Origin of the sequence: Pseudomonas huaxiensis, from assembly GCF_003231275.1 — a bacterium.
Lineage (GTDB): Bacteria > Pseudomonadota > Gammaproteobacteria > Pseudomonadales > Pseudomonadaceae > Aquipseudomonas > Aquipseudomonas huaxiensis.
The window spans coordinates 21,334-28,835 of sequence record NZ_QKVL01000060.1; the positions used below are offsets into that span (position 1 = coordinate 21,334).

The following is a 7,502-nucleotide window of genomic DNA, read 5'->3' on the forward strand; positions in this document are numbered from 1 at the left end:
GCCCGTCATGATTTTGCCTTGGCTGATCCTGATCCCCTTTATCGGCGGCCTGCTGTGCTGGCTGGGTGAGCGCTTCGGCGCCACCCTGCCGCGCTGGATCGCGCTGCTGACCATGTCCCTCCTGCTTGGTATCGGCCTCTGGCTGTGGGCCAACGGGGACTACACCCTCGCCCCCGCTCCCGGCGCCGCGCCGCAGTGGGCCGTTGAATTCAAAGTGCTGTGGATCGAGCGCTTCGGCATCAGCCTGCACCTGGCCCTCGACGGCCTGTCGCTGCTGATGATCCTGCTCACCGGCCTGCTCGGTGTGCTCTCGGTACTCTGCTCGTGGAAAGAGATCCAGCGCCACGTCGGCTTCTTCCACCTCAACCTGATGTGGATCCTCGGCGGCGTGGTCGGGGTGTTCCTGGCCCTGGACCTGTTCCTGTTCTTCTTCTTCTGGGAAATGATGCTGGTGCCGATGTATTTCCTCATCGCGCTCTGGGGTCACAGCTCCTCCGACGGCAAGAAGACCCGGATCTACGCAGCAACCAAGTTCTTCATCTTCACCCAGGCCAGCGGCCTGATCATGCTGGTGGCGATCCTCGGTCTGGTACTGGTCAACTTCAACAACACCGGGGTGATCACCTTCGATTACACCCAGTTGCTGAAAGCCGACCTGCCGGCCGGCACCGAATACCTGCTGATGCTCGGCTTCTTCATCGCCTTCGCGGTCAAGCTGCCGGTGGTACCGTTCCACTCCTGGCTGCCTGACGCTCACGCCCAGGCACCAACCGCCGGTTCCGTGGACCTGGCCGGTATCCTGCTGAAGACCGCGGCCTACGGCCTGCTGCGTTTCGCCCTGCCGCTGTTCCCGAACGCCTCGGCCGAGTTCGCGCCGATCGCCATGACCCTGGGTCTGATCGGGATCTTCTACGGTGCGTTCCTGGCGTTCGCCCAGACCGACATCAAGCGTCTGATCGCCTTCTCCAGCGTTTCGCACATGGGCTTCGTGCTGATCGGTATCTACTCCGGCAGCCAGCAGGCCCTGCAAGGCGCGGTGATCCAGATGCTGGCTCACGGTGTTTCGGCTGCTGCGCTGTTTATCCTCAGCGGTCAACTGTACGAGCGCCTGCACACCCGTGACATGCGTCAGATGGGTGGCCTGTGGCACCGCATCGCCTACCTGCCGGCCATCAGCCTGTTCTTTGCGGCGGCGTCGCTGGGTCTGCCGGGTACCGGTAACTTCGTCGGCGAATTCCTGATCCTGATCGGCAGCTTCGTCAGTGCCCCGTGGGTCACCGTCATCGCCACCTCCGGCCTGGTGTTCGGCTCGGTCTACTCGCTGATCATGATCCACCGCGCCTACTTCGGCCCGTCGAAATCCGACGAGGTCCTGGCCGGCATGGACAACCGCGAACTGATCATGGTGCTGGGCCTGGCTGGCCTGCTGATCCTGCTGGGCGTGTACCCGCAACCGTTCCTCGACACTTCTGCCGCCACCATGAGCGGTGTGCAGCAGTGGCTCGGTACCGCTTTCACTCAACTCGCTTCGGCCCGGTAAGAGCGCTATGGACCTGACGATTCAACACTTTATCGCGCTTGCGCCGCTGCTGATTACCACCATCACCGTTGTCGTGGTGATGCTGGCAATCGCCTGGCGCCGCAATCACTCGCAAACCTTCCTGCTGTCGACCGTGGGCCTGAACCTGGCCCTGCTGTCGATCCTGCCGGTCTTGAAGATCGTTCCTCTGGCGGTCACCCCGCTGCTGACCATCGACAAGTTCGCTTGCCTGTACATGGCGCTGATCCTGGTCGCCACCCTGGCCTGTGTGACCCTCGCCCATGCCTATCTTGGCGAAGGCGGCAAAGGCTATCCGGGCAACCGCGAAGAGCTTTACCTGCTGATCCTCATGGCAGCGCTCGGCGGTCTGGTTCTGGTCAGCGCGCAACACCTGGCGGGGCTGTTCATCGGCCTGGAACTGCTGTCGGTGCCGGTCTACGGGCTGGTCGCCTATGCCTTCTTCAACAAGCGTTCGCTCGAAGCCGGCATCAAGTACATGGTGCTCTCGGCCGCAGGTTCCGCGTTCCTGCTGTTCGGCATGGCGCTGCTGTACAGCGATGCCGGCAGCCTGAGCTTCGACGGCATTGGCAAGGCGCTGGCCGCCACCAACATGCCGAGCCTGCTGGCGCAACTGGGTCTGGGCATGATGCTGGTCGGCCTGGCATTCAAGTTGTCGCTGGTTCCGTTCCACCTGTGGACCCCGGACGTCTACGAAGGTGCTCCGGCACCGGTCGCGGCCTTCCTGGCCACCGCGTCGAAGGTTGCTGTGTTCGCTGTCGTGGTGCGTCTGTTCATGCTCTCCCCTGCTGCCAGCAGCGGCGTGCTGACCACCGTACTGTCGGTGATCGCGGTCGCCTCGATCCTGGTCGGTAACCTGCTGGCCCTGACCCAGAGCAACCTCAAGCGCCTGCTCGGTTACTCGTCGATCGCCCACTTCGGTTATCTGCTGATCGCCCTGGTGGCCAGCAAGGGCCTGGCAGTGGAAGCCATCGGCGTCTACCTGGTCACCTACGTGATCACCAGCCTCGGCGCCTTCGGCGTGATCACCCTGATGTCCTCGCCGTACAACGGCCGTGACGCGGACGCCCTGTACGAGTACCGCGGCCTTTTCTGGCGCCGTCCGTACCTGACCGCCGTACTGACCGTGATGATGCTGTCGCTGGCCGGTATCCCGCTGACCGCCGGCTTCATCGGCAAGTTCTACATCATCGCTACCGGCGTCGAGTCGCAACTGTGGTGGCTGGTGGGTGCCCTGGTAATCGGTAGTGCCATCGGCGTGTTCTATTACCTGCGCGTCATGGTCACTCTGTTCCTGATCGAGCCGAACCTGCGTCGTCACGATGCACCGCTGAACTGGGAACAGCGCACTGGCGGCGTCATGCTGCTGGCCATCGCGATCCTGGCCTTCGTCCTCGGCGTCTACCCGCAGCCGCTGCTGGACCTGGTGCAGCACGCCGGCCTGCAACTGGTCGGCTGATAGCCTCGGAAAGACAAACACCCCGCTTCGGCGGGGTGTTTTTTTTCCAGAGCATTGCAATTGCCTCCTTCCCTGGCAACTTCACGCCAGATCCTGCTTCAGCCAGACACCGGCTGACAGGGACCGCGAGCCCCTTCGACGAAGATCCCTTCCCCGTCAATCAACCTGCATCATAGGCTCATGCCCTCCTGGCCCGTCCCTTCCGGCATGGGTGCAGGCAAAGCAGCGCGTCGCAACTCACTATCGGCACGCGGCAGATGCACCTCCGGGTTGGGCATGCCGCTGGGGGACAACTCGTGCGTCATTTCGAATTCGGCCCGTACCGACCAGCCGCAGGCTTCCGTGGTGCACTGTAAGTAGGCTACCCGCAGGAAAATGTGCCGGCCCTCACTGGTGCGGATACGCATGCGGCTTTTGCAATGCGGGCATACGAGCTTGTAAGTACTCACAGCAGCCCCCTTGATGTGAGGCAGCACACTCCGCTGTTCTGACGGTAATTCATTCCTATTCCAATCTCCTGTAAGCTCAAAACGCCCAAGCAGAGAAATTTCCTATTCTCATGATGGAAACTTCTGACATTTAATTTCCCCAAACGAGTAGTGCTCGATGTTGCAAAGAGAGAGAATGCGATTTGCATATTTTTTTGCCGGACATTATATCAGCACCCCACGGGATTACTCGTTATGAGTATTAACGGGTTTGCTGCGGTTCTTGCCAGAATGAAGCTTGTGACCCAGTCAACCACCGACTCAGGCCTGTCATCCGCACTTGGCGTAAGTCCTCAAACCGTCAGCAGTTGGAAAGGCCGGGACAGCATCCCATACGCAATATGCGTAGAGCTTGCTGAAAAACACGGCATTTGCCTCGACTGGCTGCTGGTCGGCGAAGGTCCGAAATTTCGCACTGCCGCTCAGCACGCGATAAACGCCTCGCTCGACCCGGAATGGGAGACACAGTTGATCACCCAGTTACGCCTGCTCGACCCGAGCGACCTGCACGCCATCACCCTGGCAATCCAGGAGAAGCAGCGCCTGCGCGAGCTGGAACGGCAGATGGAAAAAATCGCCGGCCTGGTACCGCAACGCAACACCTAGCCGCCGCGTTCAACTCCCACCCCGCAAGCGCTGGATAATTTCGCGGAGGTCCGCGCCGTCGATCCAGATCATCACCTTGATGACGATCGGGATCACCACCACCGCGCCAATGAACGCCGCCTCACCACCAGACAGAAACGGGGCGATCGAACGCATCAGCGGGGTGAAGAGATAGCCAACCCCCGCCGACAGGAACAGCGACCCCATGCGCTGCCAGGCCTTCAGCAGGCCGCGGGTGCTGGCGACCAGCCAGGCGCCGAGCAGCGCGCCGAACACTATGTCGCCGTCCACCGTTGGCAGCGCCGAGGCCAGCCCGAGCCCAACGAAAAGACTGGAAAGATTGGCCGAGGTCGGATCACTCATGGCGCGCCCCTTTTGCTGCCTTGGGCCGGCGGCGCGGGCATTCGATGACCGTAACGTGCCTGCCCAGCTCGAATCGGGTCGCTTCCGCCACCGCGCGCCAATAAAGCTGCGCCAAGGTGGGCCGCTTGCCATCACCCGGCAAGTCGAGCAGCGTCTTGTAGCCACGCCCGCGCAGGGCCTGACGCCACGACAGAAACTCCTTCACCACGCTCGACGCGGCCACCCGTGCCGCCACTTCGAGTCGGGCGTGACCGATGTCCGCAGGCAGTTGCAACTGCTCGCGGATCAAGCGCAGATCGATGGTCGGCCAGAATGGATCGCTGGCCACCAGATAAAGATGATTGTCCGCGTGGGCCGCGAGACAGGAATCATTGGATTGCATGTCCACTCCCTGGCTCACGAAAGGTCCGACTGATGATTGAGGATGCCGTAGCGCAGCGCCTTGATCACTGCCGCCACCCGCGAATGCACGGATAGCTTGCGCAGCACGTTGCCGACGTGAAAGTTCACGGTCGATTCCTTGCATTCAAGAATTTTGGAAATTTCCCACGAGGTTTTCCCGTAGGAACACCAGAACAGCACTTCCCCTTCTCGCTTGGTCAACGACGGTGGATCGGCGGCCGCCAGGGCCGGGGTTACAGGGTCGGATGGCATGTCTCTCTCCGTGCTCGTGGCCCTGATCTCGCGGGCCGATTGACGATGCCCGAACGATACGAAGGTGACGCCGTGTCGGACCAGTCGCACAACCTGTAGCCAACGCGACTACATATCAGCGAGGGAAAGTCCTGCCTCGAAAGCGGAAGATTGTGGTGATTTCACAGGGCTTTCGTTCGTCTGATCTCACATTGCCTGCCAGACCAAATTCGTTGGAGCTGTAAGATGCCTTCCCCCTTGTCCCTGCATTCCTCCCTGTACCTGCTTGGCCTGAGCCTCGCCGGCGGCGCTGCCGCCCAGGCCGCCGATACCGTTGAACTGGGCCAGGTGGTGATCCAGGAAAAACAACAGGATGAGTTGCACGCCGCGCAAGAACGTTTGCGTGAAGTACCGGGCGGAACCAATCTGGTGGACATGAGCCGAGTCGAGCAAGGCCGAGTCGCCAGCAACCAGGATGTGCTGGCCTACCAGCCCGGTGTGTTCGCCCAATCCGCCGGCAACGATGGTGTCAAGCTGTCGATCCGCGGTTCGGGGATCAACCGCGCGCCGGGCGCCCACGGCTCCGGCACCTATGTGATGTTCGACGGCCTGCCACTCACCGGGCCAGGCGGCACACCCTACGAGCTGTTCGAACCGCTCTGGCTGAGCCGCGCCGAAGTGTTGCGCGGGGCCAACGGCTTCGACCGCGGCGCTCTGGCCCTAGGCGGCGCGATCAACTACGTGACCCACACCGGCCATGACGCTGCGCCGCTGCAACTGCGCTACGAAGCCGGCAGCCGCGGTTACATGAAACGTCAGATCAGTTCCGGCCAGGTGCTGGGCGACCTCGATTACTACGTCGCCCTCACCGACTCGGAGTACGACGGTTACCAGAATCACAGCAGCGGCAGCAGCAAAGGTATCGCTGCGAATGTCGGCTATCGCTTCAACCCCAATCTGGAAACGCGTTTCTACCTGCGCTACCGGGAGACCGAGAACGAACTGGCCGGACGTGTAACCCAGGACCAGATCAAGCACCACCCGCGTGCCGCCAACCCGGCGTACCTGACCCGCGACGACAACCGTCCGCAGCCGGGCAGCACCTGGCTGGGCAACAAGACCACCTTCTATCTCGATGACGATTCGCAACTGGAGGCAGGCCTTGTCTATCACGACTATCCGATGGATCTGCGTGAAGGCCCGATGCGTCTGAAGGTCGCCTACACCGATGTCAGCGGCACGCTGAATTATCAGCGCCGCCACACCCTGTTCGGGCACGAGAGCAAAACCACCATCGGCTGGCGCACGACCAAGCACCTGCCCAATAGCGGCGCGTCGCAATACTCGCGGGTGAATGGCGTATTCGGGGCAAAAACCCGCGATTTCAGCTACCAGGGCTCGGACACCGTCCTGCATATCGGCAACGAACTGGAACTGATCCCCGACCTGTGGCTGACCAGCGGTCTGGCGGCGATCTACACCCGCCGCGAGAGCGACGTCACCTACCCGGTTTCTGGCGGCAAGGTCAGCCAGCATGACTGGGACTACGCGCCGCGTCTCGGCCTGCGCTACGACCTGAACCCGGCGCTGCAGGTGTACGGCAACCTGAGCCGCTCGGTAGAACCGCCGCACCCGTGGTCGCTGATCTGGAGCGCACCGACCCAGACCCAGCCGATCGAAATGCAGAATCAGACCGCGACCACCCTGGAGTTGGGTGCCCGTGGCGATTCGGATCTGGGGCGTTGGGATCTGGCGTGGTACTACGCCAAAGTCCGCCACGAGTTGCTGGCCGTGGAAACCCAGGCGGCAACCCAGACCACCGCGGCAATCGTCGGCGAATTCAACGCCAGCCCGACCACCCACCAAGGCGTCGAAGCCGCCCTCGACAGCCTGCTCTGGGAACGCGCCGCAGTCGGCAAACTCTCGCTGCGCCAGGCCTACACCTTCAGCGACTTCCACTACCGCGACGACAAAGTCTTCGGCGACAACCGCCTGCCCGGCCTGCCGATGCACTATTACCAGGCGGAGCTGCGCTTTGACCTGCCGAGCGGCTTCTATGCCGGGCTGAATACCCAGATGGCGTCGAAGGTCCAGGTTGACTACGCCAACAGCTACAACGCCAATGCCTACGCCTTGCTCGGTGCCACCCTCGGCTACAACGCGCCGAAACAGGACTGGCAGACCTGGCTGGACCTGCGCAACCTGACCAACAAGCGCTACGCCGCTATCGTTGTTCCGGGCTACAACGACAGAGGCGCCGATGTGGCGCGCTCTGTTCCGGGCGAAGGCTTCGGGGTCTACGCTGGTGTTTCCTACAGCTTCCGTTAACGGAACCCGGGGATTCTTTTTGGGCTTGTGGGTGTCGGCGCTGTGGGCTTATCCATTCTATGTGGCA

Annotated in this window: 8 protein-coding genes; 4 read left to right on the plus strand and 4 right to left on the minus strand. The window is 62.1% G+C overall.

Going from position 1 to position 7,502, the window contains the following annotated elements:
* Window positions 1-7 precede the first annotated feature (7 nt).
* Both nuoM and nuoN read left to right on the plus strand, forming a co-directional pair.
* The gene (gene nuoM, locus DM374_RS30310; RefSeq protein ID WP_095157252.1) at window positions 8-1,540 is read left to right on the plus strand and encodes an NADH-quinone oxidoreductase subunit M; all 1,533 of its coding nucleotides are present in this window, start codon (window positions 8-10) and stop codon (window positions 1,538-1,540) included.
* Between the two features lie 7 nt (window positions 1,541-1,547).
* Window positions 1,548-3,017: an NADH-quinone oxidoreductase subunit NuoN gene (nuoN, locus tag DM374_RS30315; protein WP_110973226.1), complete on the plus strand. Its 1,470-nt coding sequence runs from the start codon at window positions 1,548-1,550 to the stop codon at window positions 3,015-3,017.
* Between the two features lie 170 nt (window positions 3,018-3,187).
* On the opposite strand, the gene DM374_RS30320 is transcribed toward nuoN, so the two are convergent.
* Entirely contained in the window at window positions 3,188-3,466 is a 279-nt protein-coding gene (locus DM374_RS30320) for an ogr/Delta-like zinc finger family protein (RefSeq protein WP_110973231.1), read from the minus strand.
* A gap of 234 nt (window positions 3,467-3,700) precedes the next feature.
* Between DM374_RS30320 and DM374_RS30325 the strand changes: the two genes are divergently transcribed.
* Window positions 3,701-4,111, plus strand: coding sequence for a helix-turn-helix domain-containing protein (locus DM374_RS30325; RefSeq protein WP_110973227.1), 411 nt, complete (start codon window positions 3,701-3,703; stop codon window positions 4,109-4,111).
* A 9-nt stretch (window positions 4,112-4,120) separates the two neighbouring features.
* Here DM374_RS30325 and DM374_RS30330 read toward each other — a convergent pair whose 3' ends face one another.
* The 3 genes from DM374_RS30330 to DM374_RS30340 are packed head-to-tail and all read right to left on the minus strand — an operon-like array spanning window position 4,121 to window position 5,128.
* Complete coding sequence (locus DM374_RS30330; protein WP_110973228.1) at window positions 4,121-4,474, minus strand: putative holin; 354 nt, start codon at window positions 4,472-4,474, stop codon at window positions 4,121-4,123.
* Window positions 4,467-4,856, minus strand: a complete 390-nt coding sequence (locus DM374_RS30335) for a head completion/stabilization protein (RefSeq protein ID WP_110973229.1) — start codon at window positions 4,854-4,856, stop codon at window positions 4,467-4,469. Before DM374_RS30335 ends, DM374_RS30330 begins: the two co-directional genes overlap by 8 nt.
* A gap of 14 nt (window positions 4,857-4,870) precedes the next feature.
* Complete coding sequence (locus tag DM374_RS30340; protein ID WP_095157246.1) at window positions 4,871-5,128, minus strand: helix-turn-helix domain-containing protein; 258 nt, start codon at window positions 5,126-5,128, stop codon at window positions 4,871-4,873.
* 225 nt (window positions 5,129-5,353) lie between these two features.
* On the opposite strand from DM374_RS30340, the gene DM374_RS30345 reads away from it, so the two are divergent.
* Window positions 5,354-7,435 carry a TonB-dependent receptor family protein gene (locus DM374_RS30345; RefSeq protein WP_110973230.1) on the plus strand — a complete coding sequence of 694 codons (2,082 nt, stop codon included), beginning with the start codon at window positions 5,354-5,356 and terminating at the stop codon, window positions 7,433-7,435.
* The last annotated feature ends 67 nt before the right edge of the window (window positions 7,436-7,502 follow it).